The sequence below is a fragment of the Nostoc commune NIES-4072 genome, assembly GCF_003113895.1.
GTDB classification, from domain to species: domain Bacteria; phylum Cyanobacteriota; class Cyanobacteriia; order Cyanobacteriales; family Nostocaceae; genus Nostoc; species Nostoc commune.
This window is the reverse complement of record NZ_BDUD01000001.1, coordinates 1,692,933-1,717,512: the sequence shown is the minus strand read 5'-3', so window position 1 is coordinate 1,717,512 and position 24,580 is coordinate 1,692,933. Positions and strand designations below refer to the sequence as shown.

The following is a 24,580-nucleotide window of genomic DNA, read 5'->3' as shown; positions in this document are numbered from 1 at the left end:
ATCAACTTTTAGTGGATATATAAAAAATTATGCTAATATTTGGTTGATTAGTGCGAATTTTTTCCATGAGTAAACATCCATAGTCTGGATTTGAAAGTATTTTAAGTCTGCGTTAAATTGACTAAGAAATTATAATTATTGTATATATAAAGACAATTGAAGAGAAGCTATAGGACTCATATTTGATTTTTGAACAAAACTCAGTACACCTTTATTCCTTCTTCCTAGTCCCCAGTCCCCAATTCCCAGTCCCTTACCTCTACGAGTGATTCAGAAATCAAATCGGATTCCTATAGTAATGGATAATAGTAAGTGTAAGCACCTTTAGATACGAACGGCGCTATGTCGAAGAGTTAGGGTAAGTTACATAGACATAAAGGGCTGGGATGCGTGCGTTGGGCTATGTCCACGCTTGTTGGGTTACAATGGGAACCTGCTTAGTGTTTAAGGTGGTATCAAGTGACCATAACCGAGAACAAGAAGTTCCCCTATATTTACGAGATTGACAATAAAAAAGTGGGCTGTTTACCCACTCAATAAAACATTTATGAATATTTGACCTCTTTTATCATGTCCGCTTGATTGCTTCTTAAACTTGAAGAACCCCACCCCGCCAAAGCTATGCTTTGTCTCTCCTCCCGGCTCTTCGACAGGGATTGAGGGGTAGCGTATAATGAATGACTGTGGTCAGCAAATTATTTATGCGGACATTATCACTGAATATGGAAATTTGGCCTTGCATAGTTGCGGGATAATTTAGCAACTTCCAAAATTCTCCCCCTGCTTCTGTTGCTTGCCTCAATTCATCTCACCGTTCTGCAAGGAAGCTATACTCTCCACTTTTTACTTGTTTTCCACTGGTGTCAGTCCATTAATTGCTGGGCCGTTGATTACCTTTCCTTGTGTATCAAACCGCGAACCATGACATGGGCAATCCCAGGTTTTTTCTGAGGAATTCCAGGCGACGATACAGTTGAGGTGAGTACAGATTGCTGAATGTTCGTGCAGTGTGCCGTTTTCATCTCGGTAAGCTGCGACTTTTGTCAAACCACTTAGCACTACTGCACCTGTACCGGGAGCAACTTTTTCAACGGAATCAACATCGCCTGGTGTCACCCACTTTAAATACTGAGCAGCAACGTTGAGATTTTCAGAGATAAAATCACCGACTCCACCAATTTTCACACGCGATGGGTCATAAAGTTCTGCCCAGCTATTATTTCGCCCTAAAATCAAGTCAGTTAATAGTATCCCCGCGATCGCACCGTGGGTCATTCCTATGCCTGTATCACCTGTAACGATGTAAACGTTTTCCTTATCAAAGGGGTTTTTGCCAATGTAGGCAATACCATCATCAGAATTCATTACCTGTCCCGACCAGCGAAATAAAACCTCCTGTGCCATTGGGAAACGTTCTCGCGTCCATGTTTGGAGTCTGGTATAGCGAGCATCGGCATCGTCAGCTTGTCCGGTTTTGTGGTCTTCGCCACCAACAATTAATACATCATATTGTTCGTCAATACTTTGTAATCTTACGTAATGGTAGGGGTCAAGGGTATCCCAATAAAGCGCTTTGGGAACAGAACCACGAGGCACTTTTGCACCGATGACAAAAGTGATGTATGGAGCCTGCTTGAAGTGCATAGTAGCTAAGTTACTGATGGGTGAGTTGGTTGCTACTACCACAGCATCGGCTGTGACAACCTTACCACTGCTTGTCTCGACACGGGCGGGTAAACCACCTTGGATTTTTTCTACGTGCGTCCCCGTATAAATTCTACCGCCACGCCGTTCTATGGCTTCTGTAAGTCCAGCTAGATATTTTAATGGATCAAATTGCCCTTGTTGGGGAAAGCGTAGACACACTCCTGTATCAAAGCTAGTCAATGGCGCTTTCTTCACCATTTCAACATTAGTTAGTCCAACGCGGTGTGCTGCTTCTAACTCGTGCTGAATCTCGTCTATTGATTTTAAGTCTGGCGGAAAAAGATAGCCATCAAGTCGCTCAAAATCACAGTTAATGTTTTCTTGGGTAGCGATCGCCTCTATAGTATTAATTGCTGTTGTATGACTTTGAGCAACTAGTTTTGCGCCCTCTTTACCGTGCATTTGCTCTAGTTCGTAGTAACGATAACTCAGCACATTCGATACGTGTGCTGTTGTTCTTGCAGTTTGACCGCCACCAATAGGGCCATCATCCAGCACGACTACTGATTTACCTGCGCGGATTAACATATAGGCAGTTGACATCCCCGCTATCCCAGCACCGACAATGCACACATCTGCATGAGTATTTTCGGTAAGCACGGGTTGCTCTGGGATTTCTGCCGTTGTCATCCAAATAGAAATAGTTTTACCAGAGTCGTTTTGCATATTTCTTTAGAGTCTTAAGCCTAACTTAATTCGCTGGAAAGAAGGTTATGAAGGTAAGAGTTATGAGAAATTAGAAGGAAAAATATTGCAATATTTTCCCTTCTATGGTTGTGCCTTTATATGTCTTTCAACCTTCCTACAACCAAGCTAAGATGTGTATTCCAGCTTGTTATTTTATAAGCCTAGACTATTAATTGTAAATAACGTATCTGCATCATGATAGACATAAAAATATGCTTTATGGAGGATGGAATTGCCAAATATTTGTATAACTCAAAAAGATTTAGAGTATTTTGTAAAACCTTTAACCTTAGAACAGTCATAATTTCCTAGAGGTGAAAGTGATATCATCATTTTTGAAGTGGATTTCCATTAATACAATAAATTTTGAAATAATTTTTTACAAAATGTTTCGTTAGATAGATGTACACTGTTGCCAAAGTGAAAACAAAAACATATCTGTGTTGGCTATGGAGAGCCTATAAATGCTAGAGCCTGGTAAATTAGGATCTATAATTAATGGTTTATTAATACTGACATTGTTAGCCTCTTGCAGTGGTAAAAGTTCTGTAGAAGATATGGACAAAGAAACACAAAATATATCTTCTTGGGTAGCAACAGAAAATATGATTGGTGATGCTTGGATACGCAATATTGTACCAAATAAATATGCTGAACAAACATTGAAAAAATCCACTGAGGAACTGCGAAAAGAAAAAGATAAAATAGACAAAATAAAGTTATCTAAAGATGTAACAGAACATGATAAATCACTACTATTAGCTGAAGTTATACACTTAGCAAATAAAACAGAAGAAATGTCCAGGGCTGTAGGAGAAAAAATCGTTTAAAGGTACAGCAAAAACTCGAAGAATTAGCAGCAGAAGAACGATCGCTAAATAAGCTGAAAAAAAGTAGCAAAGCAAATTAATGAATAAAATTTTGGAAATCGCTCTTGGGATTGTTACCAGTATTGGTGGGTTTCTAGATGTAGGTGCGTAGGCAATACGGTTCGGATAAGCATTTTTCACTTTCCTTGTGGTCTGGGGAAAGGGTAAGGGGTAAAGGGTAAAGGATGTATTGAAAACCTTTCCCCTTTTCCCTTTGCCCTTTAACCGAACCGTATTGGAAGTGGATGTTGAAGCTGAAGCAACACCAGCTTTAGAGTATGAAAAATGGCTGCGCGATCGCATCATCGCACGAATTCCAGGGGGAGGATCATGACAACTCGTGAAATTCATCTAGAGTTGCTGCTCGGTAAACCAGTATTAGACTCAACTGGTAAAGCCGTCGGACGCATTGAGGAAGTACGCGCCGAACAACAAGGCGAAGAATGGATTGTTAAGGAATATCTTGTCGGTTATGCTGCGGTGTTAGAACGGTTATCTGCTTGGACAATTGGGTTAGGAATTTTGCATCTATTGGGGGCGCACAAAATCCACGGTGGTTATACAGTACCTTGGGATAAGTTAGATTTGACTGACCCTGACAAGCCGCGTTTGCGTTGCAGTCTAGATGCATTAAAGTCATTAAACGAGCGACCACAGGATATATAGATGCCTACGCATTAGTATTGTAAGGTGATGCATTGGCATTGCAGGGTATTGGCAAATTTAATTTGCTACGAATTAATAAAATTCTGTTTTTATACCGTTTCAATTGATTATTGCAACACATCCTTGGGTAAAGACGCGATGAATCGCGTCTCTACAAATGGTCTATTTGTCGGATTCTTATTTTCAAATTGGTATTACCACACACGAAAATCACTCTCTGTTAAAAAATATCTGCTAATCTTTTACCCAACCTCTAGCGAAAGAAAGAGTTTGAGGCTGGATATCTCTGTAATCATGAATGCGGACAAGTGTTTATCTGCTAAATAACTAATATGCCGCAATATTTCGGAAAACTACCCACTACTAACCAACCTTGGACAACTGTTAGCAATATAAAAGCTGTAACCTCCGACAATAATATTATTAATTTTGACTGTGGCGACTCACGCCTTACTATCAGCGTACTTGCGCCCAATTTACTCCGCGTGCGTTTTGCACCAACTGGGGAATTTATGCCTCGTCGGTCTTGGGCAGTAACGCTAGATGATGCAGAATGGGCAACAACACCTTTTACGGTGCAAGAAAATGAAGCAACGGTAGAAATTGAAACAGCACAGATTCGTGTGTGCATCCAGCGAGAAAAGTGCCGCATCGTCTGTTTCGACAAAGCTAATCGCCCTTTTGCCCAAGATGCAGAGATGGGTATAGGTTGGCGGATGGGTGCAGTTGCAGGTTGGAAAGAAATTGTAGCCGATGAACATTTCTATGGTTTTGGTGAACGCACAGGCTTTTTGGATAAACTCAGCGAAGTAAAAACCAACTGGACAACGGATGCCTTAGATTATGATGCACTGACTGATGAAATGTACCAAGCAATTCCATTTTTTATGGCTTTGCGCCCAGAGTTAGGCTATGGCATCTTTTTCAACACTACTTTTTGGAGTCAATTCGATATCGGTGCTGAACAACCAGGTATTTGGAAGATGGAAACTCGTGGCGGTGAGTTGGATTATTACATTATCTATGGCCCCGAACCTGCCAAAATTCTGGAGACTTACACTCAGTTAACTGGGAGAATGCCATTACCGCCAAAATGGGCGCTAGGTTATCATCAATGTCGTTGGAGTTATGAATCAGAAACCGTTGTGCGGGAACTAGCGCAAGAATTCCGTCAGCGTCGCATTCCCTGTGATGTTATTCACTTGGATATTGACTATATGCGGGGTTTTCGGGTATTTACTTGGAGTCCTCAACGCTTCTCTAACCCAGCAAAACTTATTAGTGATTTAGCACAGGATGGTTTCAAAACAGTCACAATTATTGATCCTGGTGTGAAGTATGAACCAGAAGGTAATTATCATGTTTTTGACCAAGGCTTAGAAAACGACTATTTTGTGCGGAAACCTGATGGCGAGTTGTTCCACGGCTACGTTTGGCCTGATAAAGCTGTTTTTCCTGATTTTTTGCGTCCTGATGTGTCTAACTGGTGGGCTGATTTACACAAAAGTTTAACTGATGTTGGTGTGGCAGGGATTTGGAATGATATGAATGAACCTGCTATAAACGATCGCCCTTTCGGCGATGATGGTGAAAAGATTTGGTTTCCCCTAGATGCACCGCAGGGGGGAGATGAGGGAGCAGGGAAAGAGGAGGAGAACCAATCTAAAATTGATGTGACTCATACAGAAGTGCATAATTTGTATGGGTTGATGATGGCTAAAGCTTGCTATGAAGGGTTGGAACGGCATCGAGGTTCAGAGCGATCATTTGTGTTAACGCGATCAGGTTATGCTGGTGTGCAACGCTGGTCTTCTGTGTGGATGGGAGATAACCAATCGTTGTGGGAGCATTTAGAAATGTCTCTGCCGATGCTTTGCAATATGGGACTTTCGGGTGTGGGGTTTGTGGGTTGCGATATTGGCGGATTTGCTGGTAACGCCACAGCTGAATTATTCGCTCGGTGGATGCAGGTAGGAATGCTTTACCCATTGATGCGCGGTCATTCGGCAATGTCTACTGCTCGTCATGAACCTTGGGTATTTGGCGATCGCGTTGAAAATATCTGTCGAGAATACATTAATCTACGTTACCAATTACTTCCCTATATTTATAGTCTTTTCTGGGAAGCGGCAACGACAGGCGCACCGATTTTAAGACCCTTATTATACCACTTCCCCAATGATCTGAAAACCTATAGCCTCTACGATCAAGTATTACTAGGTGCATCGTTGATGGCTGCACCAATTTACCGCCCTGGAGTTGAGCATCGAGCTGTCTACTTACCTGCTGGCACTTGGTATGATTGGTGGAGTGGCGATCGCTACGAAGGCCCGATTCACATTCTTGCTCATGCACCGCTTGAAAGAATGCCACTGTATGTCCGTGGTGGTGCGATCGTTCCCATGCAACCTGTCAAGCAATACGTTGATCAAGCCCCATTAGACGAGATCCGATTACGGATTTGGCCTGGTAATAACGAATATCAGCTATTTGAAGATGATGGACAGACAAATGAGTATCAAGATAAAAAGTTTTCGCTATCAACTATCAGCGTATTTGCTGAATCTAATCAAACAGTAGTTGAAATTGGAGCAAGAGTGGGAGAATGGACACCTCCACTGCGTGAAGTAATTGTAGAACTTGTTGGGGTTGGAGAGCAACGTTTCCAGGATGATGGTAAGCGACATTCTCTGCAATTTTGAAATACGGATTGGGGATTGGGCATTGGGCATTGGAATTAGATATTAAAAATTAGCGATTAGCTATTAGGAAGGATTTTTCGCAGTTCCCAGTCCCTAGTCCCCAATCCCCAGTTTAACCACCATTATTTCCTACTCTAAATTGTGCAATAAAAAATATGCATAGAGGTAGATGATAAGCAAGTCAAGGACAAACATACAATACAAATGATAGAAATGGTTAAACCGTAAGAAATAGATAAGTTTACCACGCTAAACAGATGCGGTTAGAGAACAATCGATGTTAAATATTAACCGCTTGCGGCTGCAAGATATATCTAAAATCCTTACAAATTCACTTGTCGCAAAAGTTGCGAGTGCGATCGCTGTTTTTGTTGGCAGCTTGATACTAGTTGGTTGGTGTCTTGGCGTTGAAGTTCTTAAGCGTGGCTTCCTTGGTAGTCCTGCCACAATGAAAGTAAATACAGCGCTCTGTTTTGTGCTATGTGGTGTGTCGCTGTGGCTATTTTTAAAAGCAACAAATCAGGGGAGCAGGGAGGAAAAAACAATTGAAAATTCCCCTGATAGTTCCCTTTTAATTTCTAGGCTCTGTGCAATAGCTGTCACCACAATAGCTGCGGTTACACTTTGTGAATATCTGTTTGGCTGGAATCTTGGCATTGACGAGCTACTGTTTCGTGATTTGTCAACTACGCATCCAGGGCGAATGGGCACGAACACAGCACTGAACTTTATGCTGGTTAGCGTTGCCCTACAGATTTTGATTGATCCAAAAACCCACCGTAGTTATTGGTATGCTCAGATTATCGCTCTGATAGCTACTTTCATTTCCTTTCAGGCGCTCATGGGCTATGCCTACAAAGTGAAAGTTCTCTATGGGCTTGCTCCTCATACAACATCAATGGCTTTACACACGGCGATGTTGTTCAGCTTATTAAGTGTGGGGATTCTGTGGGCGCGGTCAGACCAGGGGTTAATGAGGGTAGTTACAAGTGATAGTTACGGCGGCTTACTTGCACGTCGTTTATTAATTGCCGCGATCGCAGTACCTTCTATATTGGGGTGGGTAATTGTTGAAGGTCAACGAGCAGGACAATACGATCTAGCTTTTGCAGTATCGGTATTTGCGATCGTCCTGATTGTGATTTTTACTATTTTGATTTGGCAAAGTGCTAGGGTTATTGAACGCCTTAGCCATCAACGCGATCTTGCCCAAGAAGCACTCAGAACCTACGAAGCTAAACTGGGAAGTTTCGTAGATTCTAACGTTATCGGCATTCTGTTTGGCGATGTGTATGGCGGTATCGAGCAGGTCAACGACGAATTTCTCAGGATGATTGGTTACACGCAGGAGGATTTGTTAGCAGGTAGGTTAAGTTGGCGCAATATCACACCCCCGGAGTATCTATACTTAGATGAGCGAGGTGTCGCCGAAGCAAAGGGAAACGCCAACGCTGCTTGTACGCCTTACGAGAAAGAATATATTCACAAGGATGGTAGGCGCATCCCGGTTTTAGTTGGTTACGTGCTACTAGGAGAAAACCGCGAAGAGGCAGTAGCGTTTATCCTTGATTTGAGCGAACGTAAGCAAGCACAAGCAGAGCAACAAAAATTAGTATCACTAGTAGAAAATAGCTCAGACTTTATCGGCATCGCCACCCTTGAGGGTCAATTACTCTACATAAATGATGCAGGTCAAAAGCTAGTAGGGCTTTCCAGTTTTGATGAAGTCAGGCAAAAGGCAGTATTAGATTACTTCATGCCCAAAGACAAAGCCTATTTTCAACAATATATACTGCCGGCTGTGCTACAACTTGGGCGCTGGCAGGGAGAATTCTGCTTTCGCCACCTCCAAACAGGTCAACCGATACCAGTTGATTACAATATCTTCACTGTTACAGACAACAAAACAGGTCAGCCAATTGCCTTAGCAACTGTGACTCGCAACATCAGCGAACAAAAAATGGCTAAGGAAAAAATCTTACAACTAAACAAGGATCTACAGCGCCGCATTACTGAGTTACAAACTCTGTTGGAGGTAATTCCAATTGGAATTGGTATTGCCGAAGATCCAGAATGCAAAAATATCAAAGTCAATCCTGCTTTTGCCAATCAGTTGGGAATATCGTCAGATATAAATGCCTCCCTCAGCGCTCCTTTGGACGAAAAACCGACAAGCTTTAAAGTCTACCGCGAGGGAAGGGAACTGGCAGCAGAGGAACTCCCAATGCAATACTCCGCAACTCATGGTGTTGAAGTTGTGGATTGTGAACTTGATGTTGTCCATGAAAATGGAAAAATCGTCAACCTGTTGGAGTACGTTGCACCTTTGTTTGACGAAGAGGGTAAAACCAGAGGAAGCGTTGGTGCATTCTTAGATATTACGGAGCGCAAACAGGCAGAGGAAGCACTTCTAAATCAGCAAAAATGGCTAGAAGATGTGTTAAATCTGATGCCAAGACCATTGTTGTTTATTGAACCAGGAACGGCGCGGGTAACTTTTGCCAATCGTTCTGCTAACGAATTAGCTGGGGGTGAATTTCCCAAAGGTGTACCAGCCGCAGAGTATCACACAGTCTACCACTATACAGATGCAGCCGGCGATCGCATCCCCAATGAACAAATGCCAGGAGTACGGGTTGCCCTTGGCGAACGCTTGAATGGATTGGAGGTAGACTGGCACACCCCTGGTGGTGTGCGCTCTCTATTAGTATTTGCTGATACCTTAGCAGAAATGTACGGTCATCCGGCTACCTGTATCTTGGTGTTCCAAGAGATTAGCAACCTCAAGCAGGCAGAAAAAGCCCTCTCGTTAGGTTACAAAAGGCTAAAGCTACTATTTGACACAGCCAACGATTTACTCTCAAGCCAGGAACCAGTACTACTAATCGATAGCGTCTACCAAAAACTAAAAGAGCAAATTAGTTTAGATGTTTATTTGAACTATTTGGTTGAGGATAACTCTCAGGTAATGCGGTTGGGGTCTTACAGTGGTATTTCCCCAGAGATAGCAAAGGAAATTGAGTACTTGCCATTAGGTCAAGGGGTTTGCGGTACTGTAGCGCAAGAACGCAATTCCCTAGCTGTAGAGAATGTGCAGGAATCCACTGACGCGCAAACAGAATTGATTCGCTCTTTAGGCATTACTGCTTATTATGCCTACCCATTGATTGCCCAAGGACGCTTGTTGGGCACTCTTTCTTTTGGCAGCCGTACTCGGTTAAGCTTCACTGACAATCAAAAGGGGATGATGCAAGCAGTGTGCGACCAAATAGCGATCGCAATGGAACGAGCTAGTTTAATTGCTTCTTTACAACAACAAACTGAGCAGTTGCAAGAGGCTAACCGCATGAAGGATGAGTTTCTAGGAATATTGTCCCACGAATTGCGATCGCCTCTCAATGCAATTCTTGGCTGGGCGCAATTACTGCAACGAAGTAAGCTTAGTGAAACCCTAATAGCTAGAGCTACGGAGACAATTGAGCGCAATGCGAAGGCACAAACCCAGCTAATTGAAGACCTGCTGGATATATCACGGATGATGAGAGGTAAGTTACGTCTCAATGTCAGTACTTGTAATTTGGTTCCAATAATTGAGTCGAGCCTAAAGACTGTTAGCCTCGCCGCCCAATCTAAGGAAATCGATTTAAAATTTTCCCTTATTCCTTCAAAAGAAACGTCAAATTCAGATTTGGGATTAGGAATCAATCACGAAAATCTAGAATCAAGAGAATCACAATCCCCAACCATGTTGGGCGAAAATTCTCAATTCTTAGTATCCGGTGATTTTGAGCGCTTGCAGCAAATAATCTGGAATCTGCTGTTCAATGCCATCAAATTCACACCCACAGGAGGACGGGTAGAGGTGCAATTGTCTGTAGTCACTAGTCAAGAAAAACAAGACACAACGGATAAATACGCCCAGATTCAGGTAATTGACACAGGTATTGGTATCAGCCCTGATTTTCTTCCTTACATTTTTGATCGCTTTCGTCAAGCTGATAGTTCTAGCACTAGAGCCTATGGTGGATTAGGACTAGGATTAGCGATCGCGCGTAATTTAGTAGAATTACATGGCGGTACTGTTTACGCAAATAGTCCAGGAATTGGACAAGGGGCGAGGTTTACTGTCAAACTACCACTTCTGAAAAGTCCGCCCCTCCACCCCATTGCCCCTTTACCCCTCTCTCCCTCCATCCCTCTCTCCCTCCTTGGTGTACGCGTGCTAGTTGTAGATGACCAAGCCGATACCCGTGACTTCATCACCACAATCCTCGAACATTACCAAGCCGAAGTTCAAGCTGTAGAATCGGTTGCAAAAGCATTACAGCTAATTACACAGTGGAAACCAGATGTTTTAGTTAGCGACATTGGTATGCCCGATGAGGATGGTTATTCTTTGATCCGCAAAGTGCGATCGCAACCACCAGAACTAGGGGGAAATATTCCCGCCGCAGCGTTAACAGCTTATACCAGGGCAGAAGATCGGATGCGAGCTATACAAGAAGGTTATCAGCTATATTTACCTAAACCTATTGAGGCAGCTGAGTTAGCTACAGTAGTTGCTAGACTTGCTGGACGGACTTAGAGAAAATGGGGTATGGAAAATAGGTATTAAATTTTACTTTATGTCCCATTCTCTTTGTTATTAATATCAAAATTTATACAAAATATCAATTTTATGAGAAGAATTCAGAAATCAGGAGCGGAGCCGGAGCCTCTAAAGCTCCGGTCAGAATTCAGCATGAAATAATCTGGATTTATTGTACGGGAAGGCTTACGATACGAGCTTTTTAGCCCAATTGCACGAAGAAAACATGAGCCTCAAGTCAGTAATTTTCATAATGAGATTTCCTGGCTTTTGGTGCATTTTATCGTCGTTTAGGTTCTCAACCTGATTTATTCCTATTTTGTTTAATTTCTCACCTATCAATCCTGATTTTTTATTTTTTGATTAATTTAATACCTAGTTTTATATAAAATATTTTCCTGACTTTTTCCAATTGTATTTTATTTTTACTTAGATAATCATAGTAAATGTAAATCTTTATTTGGAGGAAAACACTGTCCCATGAAAGCGGAGTCATTGATCAAGACCAAATCTATCTGACCGACCGACGCCAAGATTGGGGCGAGGCACCTGATGCTTCAATTTTCCATAGTCGTAGCGACGAACTGGCTAATTTTTAACTCAGAATCGGGTTTGGGTTAAAGGTTTTTTCTTTCCTTTTCCCCAAAACCCGAGAAGTATTGTATCCCTTTATAGGTAGAGTATTTTGAATTCTGACTCCTGTTTTATTCCAACGTCAATACCTGCATATAAAAATATTTAAATGTATATTTTTATTTCGGTATAAGAAATTTTTGTCTTTTGGGGCGATCGCTATTTAGGAAAAGCGGCTTCAATAGGCTGGCTCTTTTCCTTCTTTAGTCCATTCTCAAGGGGATCATTAGCACGGGAAGATTATTTAAAGCTTATAGGACTTACGCAAAAATTGCTAAAAAGCTTAATTTCTCGAACCGCCAAGACGCCAAGAGCGCCGAGAATTCGTAGAGTGTGCGTAAGTCCTAGCTTATTAGAAGCGAATTCCGAAATAGGCAATTTAAGAATTGTATTTAAAGCATGTAACTTAATCTAATGCAAACAGACTACATAAATTGCAAATTGAGTATTTCAAGAAAATAGTCCTAACAACACTTGGGTTGCTGCCATCAGCATGATTGATCTGTAATATTCACCCAATTTATTCAGATAATCATCCAAGAAATAGATAGTGCATCTTTCAACTTCCCTCAACTACTAATCAGCAGTATTTTCTAGATTATAATTTTCCCTATGATCGCCCTAACAAAAACATTAATAAAAACAGCAAAAATAGTAGCTGAAACACAAAAACTAGATAGGATTGACTTATATGAATCGAAGCGAGCTGATTTTTTGCAAGAAGTAATTGAAGGCTTAGAAGATGGTATATTAATTCTAAGCCAAACTGGTGAAGTAATTCATGCTAATGCATCAGCTCGTAGCCTTTGCTGTCAATTTAATCAAGGTAACTTCAACCAAAATTTTGTTGTACCACCAGTCATCTGGAATCTTTGTGAATCATTATTCAATAGTCGGGATTTATTTTCTGATAAACTTTTAATTCTGTCGGATGAAATTGTACTTGATAAGTCTAATATTTTTCGGATTAGGGTGAGACTGCTAGATTTAGAGGGGTTTGAAGTGCCTTGCTTATTGGTGACTATAGAAAATCAATATGAATCTGTGAAAAATGTAGCACTCACTGAAGTTAAAAAATTTGACCTGACGCCACGAGAAGCTGAAATTTGGTTTCTCTATAGAAGTAACTACAGCTACAAAGAAATTGCTACTAAGCTTTACATCACCATAAATACCGTAAAGAAGCACATGAAAAATATTCACACCAAGCGCCAAGCAAACATGTCTTATGATTGAAAATCCCTAAAGATGCAATACGCTTGGATTAGCACCAAAAATCTTAAGCCAAAGGCAATACAGTTCAGTTAAGGTTTGATCCTCCCTAATCCTACTTAAAAAGGAGGAAACTAAGCCCCCAAATTTATCGGGGGATTGGGGGGATCTTCCGAGGTCAAACATCTTAACTGAACTGTATTGGGTTTTATTCTCCTTGATAAAAATTCATTTGTAAAATGTAATAAATAATTAGCAATTAACCTACTCTTCATAAACAAGTGTTTCATGAATTAATATTGGCAGATTTTTGTGTAAAAGCAATACTATAGGATTACTATTTGATTTTTGAACGAAATTAAGTATTGTAGAGTGTGTTAGAACGGAGTTCGTAACGCACTATGAACACGAGTTTGATGCCGTACTCTCTGTGCTAACACATCCTACGTATATTTTCTCCAAATCAAACCGGATTCCTATAGCCTTCACTTTTATGCAGGGGTAGTTAATTGTAATACCATTTAACGAAAAATTTGATGCAGATGTCAACCCTGAAAGCCTTGCTGCATCTAATTTTTTAATTTCGTTAGCGTAGCGGGGCGTTCGCTTTTAGCGTCTCTAAGAGTTACCCATTGCGTAGCTTGCTTCTCGCTTTTGGCAAGTATTGTGAATTGGTATAACGCGTGCCTTTCTAATTTTTATGCAACTTTTAACTATGGAGAATCAGGACTTTTTTGCAGGCGTAATAAAGTATTGTAAACCTGCCGTTTTAAGACATCGTTATTTTGTAACTCTATAGTTATTTTGTTGAACTGCTCAAATCTCAAACCCTTCTCTTCGACAACTTTCTGAGCGTAGTTACAGTAATTCACTGCGATATCTTGAGCCTTCTTTGGAAGACCACTTATGCTGTTAGAATCGTTACAAACAATCTGGGGAATTTCTCCATTACCAATAAGTTTTTTAATTTCTTCAAAGGCATTTTGACGCGCTGGCTCCATTGCTAGCACGGCTTTAGCGTAGCTATCGATTTGAGTATTGTTAACTATTGGTGTTGGAGTTTGACCATAAGCTTTTGAACTAAAGGAAAAAGCGTTGGAAATTACACCCACAGTAGCGATCGCGCCGAAAAAGAATGATTGGGAAAGGATTCGCTTTCGGCTAGATCGAGAAAATAAATCAGAAATTTTATTCATATAGTGTGTGACACAAAACTACATCAGGGATATTATAAGAACGTTGAATTATTTTCGGAGTTGGAAGTTCCAGGAACTGCTCAACATATCAAGCTTTTATATTTGATTGTCAATTCCCTCGGCAGACTTGACAAAGTTCGATGACTTTAGTTTGGAGTGTTGGTATTTCTGATGCTCCTTGCTTGAGACTCACTTCTAATTCCAATAGTAGGGGTAAGCAAGAGATTAACTGTTGCACAGAAAGAAGCTTGATTTCTTGCTGTAAGAAGTAGATCCGTTTGGGATTGCCGATATCAGCAGCAATAGCGATCGCTTGTTGATTGCGCTCCCCACTTTCTATCATAATCTTGACCCACAGCCATGTGCGAAATTGTCCAATCAGCGTGGCGACTATCCGTAATCCCGGCTCGGAAGCATTGCTCAAATCTGCCAGTGTCGTCAAAGCTTTAGGTGTATCTCCTGTTCTGATTGCTGCTGCTAATTGTAAGCTATTTTGAGTAGTATTTCTTACTAACTTTGTAACAGTATCTGTGTCTAAGGGCTTATTGCTACCTTGGGCATATAACCGCAGTTTCTCTAATTCATTGTAGAGCAGCCGTGTATCATTTCCTACAGATTCTGCTAAAAACTGGGCAGCATTGGCAGTTAGTTTTACGCCCATAGTCTGAGCTGCTTGATTAACAGATTGCACCAGCAATTCAGTTTTCCAAGGGGGAATGAGGGGAAATTCTCGAAACTCGGTAGCAAATTGTTTTAATAATTTTGTGGATTTGAGGCGTTCATCTGGCTTGTTCCGGCTGGTGAGTAATAAAAATGAGTTTTCGGGAATGACAGATAGCGATCGCACCAGTTCTGCTAACACATTCTCTGGACACTGCTGGCACAGAGTAGTATTTATCAGCCATACCAAGCGTCCACCAGCACCAAAAGTGGGTGTCATGACCTGATTTAACCCTTGGATAGCAGCATCAGCTTGATCTGAGGTGAATGCAGTGTAATTAAAACTTATCCATTGGGGATCGAGGACGCGATCGCGCAGCATAGCGATCGCCTTTTCCATAGCAAAATCATCCTCACCCCAGTAAACATAAATTGGCATAGACTAACCTCGTATATTAGGGAATGGGGGATTGGGGATTAGGCATTGGGGATTGGGGATTGGGCATGGGGCATTGGGCATTGGGCATTGGGCATTGGGGAAAAACTTACTTCTTCACTCCCTCATCTCCCTCATCTCCCTCATCTCCCCCTGCTCCCCCTGCTCCCCCTACTCCACACTCCCAAAATTAAATACTTTTAAAATCATTCTGTTAATTAAGGTAATTTTCCCTAAAATCTATCAAGTGAGAGCATGAGGCTATGAAGATTGGACGACAACTATCAAACTTACTTAAATCGGTTAGCACGGCTAACGCTGCCAGAAGCCTACAGATCCCAAGTCCAGCATATCCAGGAATCTTCTAAATTTCAGCCACATTCTGGGTTGAGACAAGCAGCGTCCTTTCCTGGCTATACGCTAATTACCCCACCAGCAGGAGAAGAATCGCAAAATTCTGCTTTCTATGACAAATTACAGACTTACCAACAGGAACTTTTGCAGTTGCCTGTAAGCCGTGATTTGATTGTGCCTCTACCTCCTGCTAGCTTCCATATAACTTTAGCGGATTTAATTTGGGACAATGCTTACCTTGACGCTTGCGAAAAAAATCCCAAATTTGATGAAGAGTTACACTCTTGTTTAGCCGAAACCTTTGAGCAATATCAACAATTGATGACAAATAGGAGTCATCCGATTAAATGGCAAATGCTGGGACTGATACTGATGCCAAGGGCTGTAGCCGTTTGTTTAATACCCCAAGACGAACGCTGCTACGAGGAAATTATTAAATTTCGTCGAACAATTTATCAAAATCCCAAGTTAATTGCTTTGGGTATTGAGCAGCATTATCACTTGACAGCCCATGTTACATTAGCCTATTTTGGGGAGGTTTCATCTGACTTAGACCGTACAAGTTTCAGCACAATGCTTTCTCAATTGAATGATCAATGGCTGTTAAATTTGCCAGAATTTTTGATCAATCGTGTTGAATTGCGAAAGTTTGACAACATGACACGCTATTATCGTGAACCAGACTGGCCAATTTTAGATTTTTAAGTCATTAGTTAGCAGCTAGTAGTCAGTAGTTTCCACTTACTGACTACTCAATTCCCCAACCACTTGAGATAAGTTTATTAAAATCTTGTTTATTTAAATGCCCCTACTAGTGTATTTATATTATTAAAGTGAAATAGTATTAATCCAATACAAACATCCTTTAAGTTCATCTATGGGAATGTTGGGATTTTTGAAATAATTGGGATATACCCAAGAGTAAAGACGCTAAAATTTACAGATATTGACAACGGGTTAAATTGATGAGTTCGTCACTCGAAAAAATTTTAAGCGAGATCGAGCAACTGACTCCACAAGAGCAATTGACCGTAATAGGGCATTTGGTAGAGCGGATAAAAAAGCATATTAACCAAGCTCAACCAAAACGCAAGTGGAGCGATTTGAAGGGTATGGCTCCCTATCCGCTATTGGGTGAGGATGCTCAGGAATGGGTTTCCCGGACTCGACAAGAAGGAGATGAGCATCGAGAACGGTTATTCCGAGAATAAGAATGAAGATTAGTGATGCATTAGCAAATGTTTCTCGCTTGTTTCTCGATACAGCACCTGTAATTTATTTTGTAGAACGCAATCCACAGTTTGTGGATTTAGTCGATCCAATTTTTGAGCGATTGTCAGCTGACATTACAGCAGTAGTATCTGGGATAACGTTATCAGAGTGTTTGGTAGGTGCTATACGTCTGGAGTTAGCTGACTTAGAGCAAGCTTTTGTCGATGTGTTGCAACAAGAACAAGTGGTTTTTGTGGAGATTAATGCTGCTATTGCGCGAGAAGCTGCGAGAATTCGGGTGCGCTACAACCTTCAGTTACCCGATGCATTGCAGGTGGCGGTGGCAATAATTGCTGGTTGTGAGGCATTTTTGACCAATGATGCAGCTTTGAAGCGGGTGACGGAGTTCAGGGTTGTAGTGGTGTATGAGTTGGAAAGCGAGAACCCATAATTACGCGCTAGTTGTAGACATACATAGCAGAGAAAATAAGCTCAAATATAAATTTCTAAATAAAATTCCTATCCTAAAATTCCGGTTGTTGATAAAGAAGATAAACAGCTTCTAAAAATACATCAGGTGTAATAGCTTCTGGCAATTTTTCTAAATTAATAATAGCTTTAACTTGCTCGGCTAGCTTTAGAGATAGTGATGCTCTTGCCTTTAACGACATTGCACCACGTCGCTGTAAATACTCACGAATCACAGCAAAATCATCTGGCATTAATTGCGAAAAATCAGCAATCTCGATTAACTGTTCATGCAGTCCTTTTGCCTGTTCTGAAATTGTCAATGTCGCGGATGCAGTGGGTGTTTGGGCTTGAATTACAATTGTGCCAGCAGCTAAATCACCTAAACGCTTTTCTCGATGACTCAACATAATTAAAAAAGCGCCAATAAACAAAGTTTCATCAAAAGGTCGCAATAAGGCACGTAAAGTTGCTTGCTGTAACCCGATGAGTCTACCATCATCTCGAACTACGCGAATTTTAGCAACCCGTTTACCAGGGGTTTGCCCAAACCATAAAGTTTCAAAAATTACAAAATATCCTACATAGATAATAAAACTGACAAGAAATGCGATCGCCATCAACCACAAAGTCACTGCGGTACCGAAAATATCTGCCCAAAAATCTCCTAACTGATCTGAAACGATAGACCAAGCTACGACAAATCCCACCAAAATCACAGCCAAAACGTGATAGTCAATGATCAAAGCCCAGGCACGATTTCCGATTCCAGCAAGAGTAAATTCTAGTTCTACACTTTCTGGAGTATTAAATTTAATATTATTGAACAGGTGCATAGTCGTTTTTATACTGTGGTTTAAATTTCGCGATCGCGTAATTGCAAGCCTAACCCTTCACGACGACTTCGCATGTCATAGTAAATAACAGCTTTAATTGCTTGCCAAAATGGCAAAATTATTGCGCCAGTACTAAAACTCAATGCAAGGATAAGCACAGCCAAAATCGGAGCAAAAATAGCAGAATTATCATTTATTAAGGGCAAGAAAATACCCTGAATCACAGCAGAAAGAATCTGAAGAACAATTTGAGCAGGTATTGTGATCAAAAAGGCTACAAATGAGATAAATAAAATCCGCCAGACGTGACCTTGAGTCAATTCCCAGCTACGGCTAATAACCCAAGTTGCTAGTTACTCTTATGGGCGATCGCTTTGGGACAGTAAAGCAATAAAATGCCCTCCAAGAAGAGAAAATTAGGAGGGCTAAATGCTAAACGAAATAATTTCCATATATGCTATCATAGACGACCTGTTAAAGGCGATTGGGCATAATGAAGATTGTCGTCGAGAGATGAATGACGCAGAAATTATTACAACGGCAATAACATCGGCGATGTTCTTTAATGGTAATCATAGTAAGGCTTGTACCTATATGAAAGAACATAAGTTGATATCTAATATGTTAGAAAAGTCACGATTTAACCGGAGATTACACAGTGTCTCAATGTTAATCAACGACTTGTTTCATCAAGTGGGAATGGCACTGAAGGAAATTAGTGATTCCACTGAATATCTTTTAGACTCGTTCCCAGTGCCCATCTGCGATAACATCCGTATCTTTAATGTAAAAATAATACAGTCGGCGCAGTATAGAGGTTACATCGCATCGAAAAAACGATATTTTTACGGGGTTCGAGTTCAGTTATTAACAACCAAAAATGGTATTCCTGTCGAATTTGTGTTTATGCCTGGTAGTGCCAACGATGTACGTGCTTTAAATGCCTTACCCTTGAATCTACCACCTGGTAGTGAAATTTATGGTGATTCAGCTTACACCGACTACACGATTGAGGATGACTTGGAACAAACAAGTCACATTTCTTTAAAAGTCATGAGGAAAAAGAACTCCAAGCGTCAAGACCAGCCTTGGAATCAATATATTAAACAACATACTCGGCATTATATCGAAACTGTGTTTAGTAGTATCACTTGTGTTTTTCCAAAATCAATACATGCAGTCACTTATCAAGGGTTTTTACTTAAGCTACAAGCATTCATTTTTTCTTTTACTCTTCAACAAGCTTTTATTGAATAAGTAATTTATACAACTAATAGGCATTTAAGTAGCTGAATGCTGGCAACAATGGCATCGGCACGTTGGCGCTAGGCACCAACTTTGTTGTACGCGATCGCATGAATTGAGTGATAACAAGTGCATATCAGTCGATAACCAGCAACTTGGGTTAATAGTTGATGTACCATTAACATTGTCTTCAATGGCAAGGGGCACATCCGCCAAATAGAATCGCGTCAGAAGCCATAAAACTGCCACAATTGCCACAATACTCAACACAATGGTAAGCAGACCAATGAGAATATAGGTAGCTGGATTTCCTTGCTGTCCTAACCCTAAAAATGCTGATAAAAAAGCAAACAACATAAATAAAACGAAAACACCTAAGCCGATTCCTATACCAATTAGAAACATTAACAGCATTGTGACTAAAAATTGCCACAATCGGGAATTCACGTAACGCTGACCTGACGAAATACTTTCAGGTTGATTGACCAACTCGCCAAAGGCCAAACGAGAAATCAGCGCGGAAAGGGCATAAAACTTAGCCCATCCATAAACTGGAAGCAGTACCCATACGTAAGCTTTCAGTGCTAGTAAAAAATAGTCTTTCAAATGAGAACGATACAACCGCACGGCAGCACTCACTACATTCCCAACACTTAAGGGTTGTATCTGACTGGGAGATCCAAAGCTTTCAGACATAATGGCAAATTTACCTTGAAATTACGGAGATGAATTTGAAGCTATCTTAAGCTAAGTTAAACTCAGTGTTCCCAAAATTCATGAATATTCAACGTTGGATTGCGCGACGAGAACCAAATTGGCAGCGTTTGGATGCCCTATTAAGGCAGATAGAAAAAAAAGGGTTAAAGTCCCTACGGGCAGCAGAAATTAGAGAGTTAGCGAGTTTGTATCGTTCAGTAGCAGCAGATTTAGCCCGTGCCCGTACTCAGCAAATCGGCAATACTTTGATACAAAGTTTACAATCTTTAACAACTCGTGCCTATACGCAGATTTACCAAGGTTCGCGGCGACAGGAATGGCAGGCAATCCTAAAATTTTACCAATGGGGATTACCCTCTGTAGTTCAGAAAACATTTGCATATATTGCTGCTGCAACGGCGCTGTTTCTATTGGGTGCATTAGTAGCTTGGTGGTATTCTTGGCAAAATCCCAGCTTTATGTCTTTGATCGTACCTGAAAGTTTGATTACCAAAGTGCGAGATGAGCATAAATTATGGATGGGGTCAATTGTTGGCGTTGAACCTTTAGCATCTAGCAGTATTATGATCAATAATCTGTCGGTGTCCTTTGGTGCTGTTGCCGGTGGCATCACGGCTGGGCTATACACAGTCTATTTGATGGTATTTAATGGCTTATTGATTGGTGCTGTTGGCACTTTAGTAGGCCAAAATAATCTGGCTTATCCTTTTTGGGCGTTTGTGTTACCGCATGGTTCCTTAGAATTACCCGCCATCTTTTTTGCTGGGGGTGCAGGATTTTTATTAGCAAGAGCAATTTTATTTCCTGGTAAATATCGGCGTGGGGATGCACTGAAATTTTACGGTTCTCAAGCGGTGCAGCTCATATTTGGGATTGTACCAATGTTAGTTATTGCTGGTGCGATCGAAGGCTTTTTTTCACCTAATCCCAGTGTACCTGATGCAATTAAATATTTGGCAGGAATGGGATTGTTTATACTTTTGGTACTGTATTGTAGCCGCAAGGAAAATTGAAATAATTTAGATGCCGATAAATTTGCAAATTGCAAAATTCAATTATTAACCAAGAAAAACATTGGTAATTAAAAGCAAAATTTAAACGTATATTAACTTTTATTTTATTCAATGTTAAATTAACTTTAACCAAAATAAATGTAACTTGATTAAGGCTGGAATTACCGCAGGAAAGTATTCCTTTAATCAGAGGTTATATGATTTTTTCGACCACCATCTTGAATCGTGTCGTCGCTACTTCAGTGGTGACAGCTTCTGTCGCACTTAGTCCATTTTTTAGTGCGATCGCACAAGCTCAAACTTTGAACGGTGCAGGAGCAACTTTTCCGGCTCCGCTTTACGAACGCTATGCTCGTGAAGTGAAAAAGAAGTATCCAGACTTGAAAATTAACTACCAAGCAATAGGTAGCGGTGGTGGTATTCGTCAAGTTACTGCTGGAACCGTTGACTTTGGTGGTAGTGATGCTGCCATGAAAGATAGTGAAATCGCTAAAGTCAAGAATGGTGTAATATTAGTACCCACAGCAGGCGGTGCTGTTTCTGTTGTTTACAATGTTCCAGGTGTTAATAATCTCAAATTATCCCGTAGTACACTACCGGCAATTTTTTCAGGTCAAATTACCAAATGGGATGACGCAAAAATTAAAGCTGATAATCCAGGTGTCAATCTACCAAATCAACCAATTAAATTTGTTGTTCGCGCCGATGGTAGCGGTACAACTTTCATTTTTACTAACCACTTAAGCGCTACTAGCAGTTATTTTAAAGGCAGAGTTGGAGCTAACACTGCTCCCAAATGGACTCTGCCAAACGTCCTCAAAGGCAAAGGCAACCCAGGCGTAGCTGCTTTGGTATCTCGTACTCCTGGTTCTATTGGTTATGTAGAATATGCCTACGCTGTCAAAAACAATCTGAAATCAGCGCTAATACAAAATAAGAGAGGAGAATTTGTTGCTCCTTCTTTACAATCTGCAAATGCAGCTTTGTCAACTGTCACTTTCCCAGACAACTACCGTGTTTTCGTAGGAGATCCAGGACAAGGTTATCCAATCGTCGGTCTTACGTGGATGATGGTTTACAAACAGTATGCTAATGCTTCTAAAGCTGATGCTATAAAAAAATGGATTAATTGGGTATTGAAAGACGGTCAACAGTATAACGATGACCTTAACTACACCAAAATTCCATCTGATGTAGCAAATCGGGTGCTTCAGACAGTAAATAACTCTGTCAAGCCTTAATTTGTAATCTTTTAGGACTTATGCATAAGAGATCCCCCAACACCCTTAAAAAGGGGGCTAAAAGTCTCTTAAAACAGTGAACAATCAACAGTTATCAGTGAACAGTTATCAGTTACCTGTTCACTGATAACTGATATCACTTTACTAGTAAGAAAAAATTTATTTGATTAATTTGTAATGGTAAATTCATCGGAACCAGCCGACAGAAATTCATCACATGATTCTAATCTAGGCGATGAAGATTTCAATTTAACAGCTATTGGTGGCACAAATCTTTGGTTTGACCAGGGTTTTACACGGCTAGTATACTTATTTGCCGTGATTACTGTTGCAGTGCTACTTTTGATGAGTTGGGTAATTTTACACGAAGCTCTACCAGCAATTAAGCAGTTTGGATTGGGGTTTTTGTGGGGTCAAGATTGGGATACAGGTAATCAGATTTTTGGTGCATTACCTTATATTTATGGAACTTTGGTAAGTAGTGCGATCGCTATTTTATTCGCTGTCCCAATTGGCATAGCAGTAGCCCTAGTCACGAGTGAAAATTTCTTACCTCCATCGCTACGAACAACCCTAGCATTTGTTGTTGAATTAATTGCAGCTATTCCTAGTGTCATTATTGGTTTGTGGGCGATTTTTGTCTTTATTCCAGTTCTAGAACCTTTACAAAAATGGCTAGCCAGCACTTTTAAATGGATACCACTATTTAATACAGAAGACCCTTCTGGGACTAATATTTTGACTGCTGGAATTATTCTAGCCATCATGATTTTGCCTACAATGGCAGCAATTACTCGTGATGTTTTAATGGCTATCCCTAAAGAATTACGTAGCGCATCTATGGCTTTAGGTGGTACTCGTTGGGAAACAATTTTTCGGGTCTTGCTACCAACTGGATTTTCTGGAATAGTGAGTGCAGCAATGCTCGCCTTAGGACGTGCTTTGGGTGAAACAATGGCTGTCACTATGGTAATTGGCAACTCTGCTCAAATCAGTGCTTCTTTACTCAATCCAGGTTATACAATTCCCTCTGTATTAGCTAATGAATTTGCCGAGGCTGAACCGGGCTTGCATATAGGCGCTTTAAGCTATTTGGCGTTGATTTTGTTTGGGTTGACTCTAGCTGTAAATATTGGGGCTGTACTCTTGGTAAAATGGGTTGGTAGGAAAAATAAATAACATTACTTTAATAAAAATGCCTAAATGTAATCAGAAGTTTATCAATCAAAATTAACAAAAAACATGAGTGGTTATATTCAGTCAGAAACTGATGAATTGGCAACAGAATTATGTAGTCCTCTGCCAACAGAGCGAGTAATATTTACATATACAATGAATGCGATCGCCTTTGGTTTTACAGTTCTGGCACTAATTCCTTTATTATCAATTTTGTGGGAAATTTTCGTTCGGGGAATATCTGGACTGAAATCAGAAATGTTTGTCAAAGCAGTTATTGATAATGGCTTTGGCAATGCCATCTTAGGAACCATAATCATGGTGGTAATTGGTGCTATTTTAAGCATTCCCACAGGAATAATGACAGGAATTTTCTTGGCAGAATTTGGTCAAACCAACTCAATTGCTAGTGTTGTTCGTTTTATCAGCAGTATTTTAACAGGCGTGCCTTCAATAGTTGTAGGCGTATTCGCTTATGGTGTGATAGTTTTGGTAACTAAAGGATTTAGTGCGATCGCAGGTGGTTTTGCTTTAGCCGTGATTATGCTACCTGTAATTATATTGACCACGGAAGAATCTTTAAAACTGATTCCCACATCTCAACGTCTAGCCTCTGCTGCTTTAGGAGGAACTCGCTTTCAAACTACCCTTCGCATTGTTGTCACTGCTGCAATTCCCGGAATTACTACAGGCATTTTATTAGCTGTAGCTCGTGCTGCTGGTGAAACAGCACCCTTAATTTTTACTGCTTTATTTAGTTTAGATTGGTCAGAAGGATTATTAAGTCCAACAGCTTCTTTACCAGTATTAATTTTTAACCTTTACAACGACCCAGATCCGCAAAAAAATCAATTAGTCTGGACTACTTCTATAGTTCTACTTGGCTTAATTTTATGTGTTAATATTCTCTCTCGCTTAGTTATTAAGCAAAGAAAACTGAAGTAAAATAAATAATCTTTTAT

Annotated in this window: 18 protein-coding genes and 2 pseudogenes; 14 read left to right on the top strand and 6 right to left on the bottom strand. The window is 40.6% G+C overall.

The features are described 5' to 3' along the window. Positions 1-843: 843 nt before the first annotated feature. The gene (locus tag CDC33_RS07670) at positions 844-2,373 is read right to left on the bottom strand and encodes an FAD-dependent oxidoreductase (protein WP_109007983.1); all 1,530 of its coding nucleotides are present in this window, start codon (positions 2,371-2,373) and stop codon (positions 844-846) included. A 485-nt stretch (positions 2,374-2,858) separates the two neighbouring features. Between CDC33_RS07670 and CDC33_RS07665 the strand changes: the two genes are divergently transcribed. From CDC33_RS07665 to CDC33_RS07645, 6 genes are all read left to right on the top strand, one after another. After that, on the top strand, positions 2,859-3,224 hold the full coding sequence (locus CDC33_RS07665) for a hypothetical protein (RefSeq protein WP_109007982.1): 366 nt from the start codon (positions 2,859-2,861) through the stop codon (positions 3,222-3,224). 229 nt (positions 3,225-3,453) lie between these two features. Further along, the gene (locus CDC33_RS38430; protein ID WP_181374253.1) at positions 3,454-3,597 is read left to right on the top strand and encodes a hypothetical protein; all 144 of its coding nucleotides are present in this window, start codon (positions 3,454-3,456) and stop codon (positions 3,595-3,597) included. Next, a complete protein-coding gene (locus CDC33_RS07660) occupies positions 3,594-3,929 on the top strand; it encodes a hypothetical protein (protein ID WP_109007981.1) in 336 nt (111 codons plus the stop codon). Before CDC33_RS38430 ends, CDC33_RS07660 begins: the two co-directional genes overlap by 4 nt. Before the next feature lie 332 nt (positions 3,930-4,261). Then, positions 4,262-6,631, top strand: coding sequence for a glycoside hydrolase family 31 protein (locus CDC33_RS07655; protein ID WP_109007980.1), 2,370 nt, complete (start codon positions 4,262-4,264; stop codon positions 6,629-6,631). A 277-nt stretch (positions 6,632-6,908) separates the two neighbouring features. After that, the gene (locus CDC33_RS07650) at positions 6,909-11,216 is read left to right on the top strand and encodes a PAS domain S-box protein (RefSeq protein WP_109007979.1); all 4,308 of its coding nucleotides are present in this window, start codon (positions 6,909-6,911) and stop codon (positions 11,214-11,216) included. 1,248 nt (positions 11,217-12,464) lie between these two features. Continuing rightward, on the top strand, positions 12,465-13,088 hold the full coding sequence (locus tag CDC33_RS07645) for a LuxR C-terminal-related transcriptional regulator (RefSeq protein WP_109007978.1): 624 nt from the start codon (positions 12,465-12,467) through the stop codon (positions 13,086-13,088). Positions 13,089-13,777: 689 nt separating this feature from the next. Here CDC33_RS07645 and CDC33_RS07640 read toward each other — a convergent pair. Both CDC33_RS07640 and holA read right to left on the bottom strand, forming a co-directional pair. Next, the gene (locus CDC33_RS07640; protein ID WP_109007977.1) at positions 13,778-14,260 is read right to left on the bottom strand and encodes a DUF4168 domain-containing protein; all 483 of its coding nucleotides are present in this window, start codon (positions 14,258-14,260) and stop codon (positions 13,778-13,780) included. Positions 14,261-14,369: 109 nt separating this feature from the next. Next, positions 14,370-15,359, bottom strand: coding sequence for a DNA polymerase III subunit delta (holA, locus tag CDC33_RS07635; RefSeq protein WP_109007976.1), 990 nt, complete (start codon positions 15,357-15,359; stop codon positions 14,370-14,372). Between the two features lie 267 nt (positions 15,360-15,626). On the opposite strand from holA, the gene CDC33_RS07630 reads away from it, so the two are divergent. The 3 genes from CDC33_RS07630 to CDC33_RS07620 all read left to right on the top strand — a co-directional run bounded on the left by CDC33_RS07630 (position 15,627) and on the right by CDC33_RS07620 (position 17,373). Then, a complete protein-coding gene (locus tag CDC33_RS07630; RefSeq protein WP_109007975.1) occupies positions 15,627-16,415 on the top strand; it encodes a DUF1868 domain-containing protein in 789 nt (262 codons plus the stop codon). 260 nt (positions 16,416-16,675) lie between these two features. Further along, the gene (locus CDC33_RS07625; protein WP_109007974.1) at positions 16,676-16,921 is read left to right on the top strand and encodes a hypothetical protein; all 246 of its coding nucleotides are present in this window, start codon (positions 16,676-16,678) and stop codon (positions 16,919-16,921) included. Between the two features lie 2 nt (positions 16,922-16,923). Next, entirely contained in the window at positions 16,924-17,373 is a 450-nt protein-coding gene (locus tag CDC33_RS07620; RefSeq protein WP_109007973.1) for a type II toxin-antitoxin system VapC family toxin, read from the top strand. Positions 17,374-17,446: 73 nt separating this feature from the next. Here the strand turns inward: CDC33_RS07620 and CDC33_RS07615 are convergent, their stop codons facing one another. Next, positions 17,447-18,226, bottom strand: a complete 780-nt coding sequence (locus tag CDC33_RS07615) for an RDD family protein (protein ID WP_109007972.1) — start codon at positions 18,224-18,226, stop codon at positions 17,447-17,449. Positions 18,227-18,246: 20 nt separating this feature from the next. After that, a pseudogene (locus CDC33_RS07610) lies at positions 18,247-18,573 on the bottom strand (DUF975 domain-containing protein); the annotation flags it as partial. Positions 18,574-18,655: 82 nt separating this feature from the next. On the opposite strand from CDC33_RS07610, the gene CDC33_RS07605 reads away from it, so the two are divergent. After that, positions 18,656-19,483, top strand: a complete 828-nt coding sequence (locus CDC33_RS07605) for an IS982 family transposase (protein ID WP_109006873.1) — start codon at positions 18,656-18,658, stop codon at positions 19,481-19,483. Between the two features lie 141 nt (positions 19,484-19,624). On the opposite strand, the pseudogene CDC33_RS07600 reads toward CDC33_RS07605, so the two are convergent. Next, positions 19,625-20,167 (bottom strand): annotated as a pseudogene (locus CDC33_RS07600) (DUF975 domain-containing protein); the annotation flags it as partial. Between the two features lie 80 nt (positions 20,168-20,247). On the opposite strand from CDC33_RS07600, the gene CDC33_RS07595 reads away from it, so the two are divergent. The 4 genes from CDC33_RS07595 to pstA all read left to right on the top strand — a co-directional run bounded on the left by CDC33_RS07595 (position 20,248) and on the right by pstA (position 24,563). Then, positions 20,248-21,201, top strand: coding sequence for a stage II sporulation protein M (locus CDC33_RS07595; protein ID WP_109007971.1), 954 nt, complete (start codon positions 20,248-20,250; stop codon positions 21,199-21,201). Between the two features lie 197 nt (positions 21,202-21,398). Then, positions 21,399-22,442, top strand: coding sequence for a phosphate ABC transporter substrate-binding protein PstS (gene pstS / locus CDC33_RS07590; RefSeq protein WP_109007970.1), 1,044 nt, complete (start codon positions 21,399-21,401; stop codon positions 22,440-22,442). A gap of 177 nt (positions 22,443-22,619) precedes the next feature. Beyond that, positions 22,620-23,621, top strand: coding sequence for a phosphate ABC transporter permease subunit PstC (gene pstC, locus CDC33_RS07585; RefSeq protein WP_109007969.1), 1,002 nt, complete (start codon positions 22,620-22,622; stop codon positions 23,619-23,621). A gap of 63 nt (positions 23,622-23,684) precedes the next feature. Further along, complete coding sequence (gene pstA, locus CDC33_RS07580; RefSeq protein ID WP_109007968.1) at positions 23,685-24,563, top strand: phosphate ABC transporter permease PstA; 879 nt, start codon at positions 23,685-23,687, stop codon at positions 24,561-24,563. The last annotated feature ends 17 nt before the right edge of the window (positions 24,564-24,580 follow it).

What these genes read in the sequence shown, in the direction of transcription:
- CDC33_RS07670 (WP_109007983.1), bottom strand. Translation starts at nt 2,373, where the DNA reads ATGCAAAACGACTCTGGTAAAACTATTTCTATTTGGATGACAACGGCA.
- CDC33_RS07665 (WP_109007982.1), top strand. Translation starts at nt 2,859, where the DNA reads ATGCTAGAGCCTGGTAAATTAGGATCTATAATTAATGGTTTATTAATA.
- CDC33_RS07660 (WP_109007981.1), top strand. Translation starts at nt 3,594, where the DNA reads ATGACAACTCGTGAAATTCATCTAGAGTTGCTGCTCGGTAAACCAGTA.
- CDC33_RS07655 (WP_109007980.1), top strand. Translation starts at nt 4,262, where the DNA reads ATGCCGCAATATTTCGGAAAACTACCCACTACTAACCAACCTTGGACA.
- CDC33_RS07650 (WP_109007979.1), top strand. Translation starts at nt 6,909, where the DNA reads ATGTTAAATATTAACCGCTTGCGGCTGCAAGATATATCTAAAATCCTT.
- CDC33_RS07645 (WP_109007978.1), top strand. Translation starts at nt 12,465, where the DNA reads ATGATCGCCCTAACAAAAACATTAATAAAAACAGCAAAAATAGTAGCT.
- CDC33_RS07640 (WP_109007977.1), bottom strand. Translation starts at nt 14,260, where the DNA reads ATGAATAAAATTTCTGATTTATTTTCTCGATCTAGCCGAAAGCGAATC.
- holA (WP_109007976.1), bottom strand. Translation starts at nt 15,359, where the DNA reads ATGCCAATTTATGTTTACTGGGGTGAGGATGATTTTGCTATGGAAAAG.
- CDC33_RS07625 (WP_109007974.1), top strand. Translation starts at nt 16,676, where the DNA reads ATGAGTTCGTCACTCGAAAAAATTTTAAGCGAGATCGAGCAACTGACT.
- CDC33_RS07620 (WP_109007973.1), top strand. Translation starts at nt 16,924, where the DNA reads ATGAAGATTAGTGATGCATTAGCAAATGTTTCTCGCTTGTTTCTCGAT.
- CDC33_RS07615 (WP_109007972.1), bottom strand. Translation starts at nt 18,226, where the DNA reads ATGCACCTGTTCAATAATATTAAATTTAATACTCCAGAAAGTGTAGAA.
- CDC33_RS07605 (WP_109006873.1), top strand. Translation starts at nt 18,656, where the DNA reads ATGCTAAACGAAATAATTTCCATATATGCTATCATAGACGACCTGTTA.
- CDC33_RS07595 (WP_109007971.1), top strand. Translation starts at nt 20,248, where the DNA reads ATGAATATTCAACGTTGGATTGCGCGACGAGAACCAAATTGGCAGCGT.
- pstS (WP_109007970.1), top strand. Translation starts at nt 21,399, where the DNA reads ATGATTTTTTCGACCACCATCTTGAATCGTGTCGTCGCTACTTCAGTG.
- pstC (WP_109007969.1), top strand. Translation starts at nt 22,620, where the DNA reads ATGGTAAATTCATCGGAACCAGCCGACAGAAATTCATCACATGATTCT.
- pstA (WP_109007968.1), top strand. Translation starts at nt 23,685, where the DNA reads ATGAGTGGTTATATTCAGTCAGAAACTGATGAATTGGCAACAGAATTA.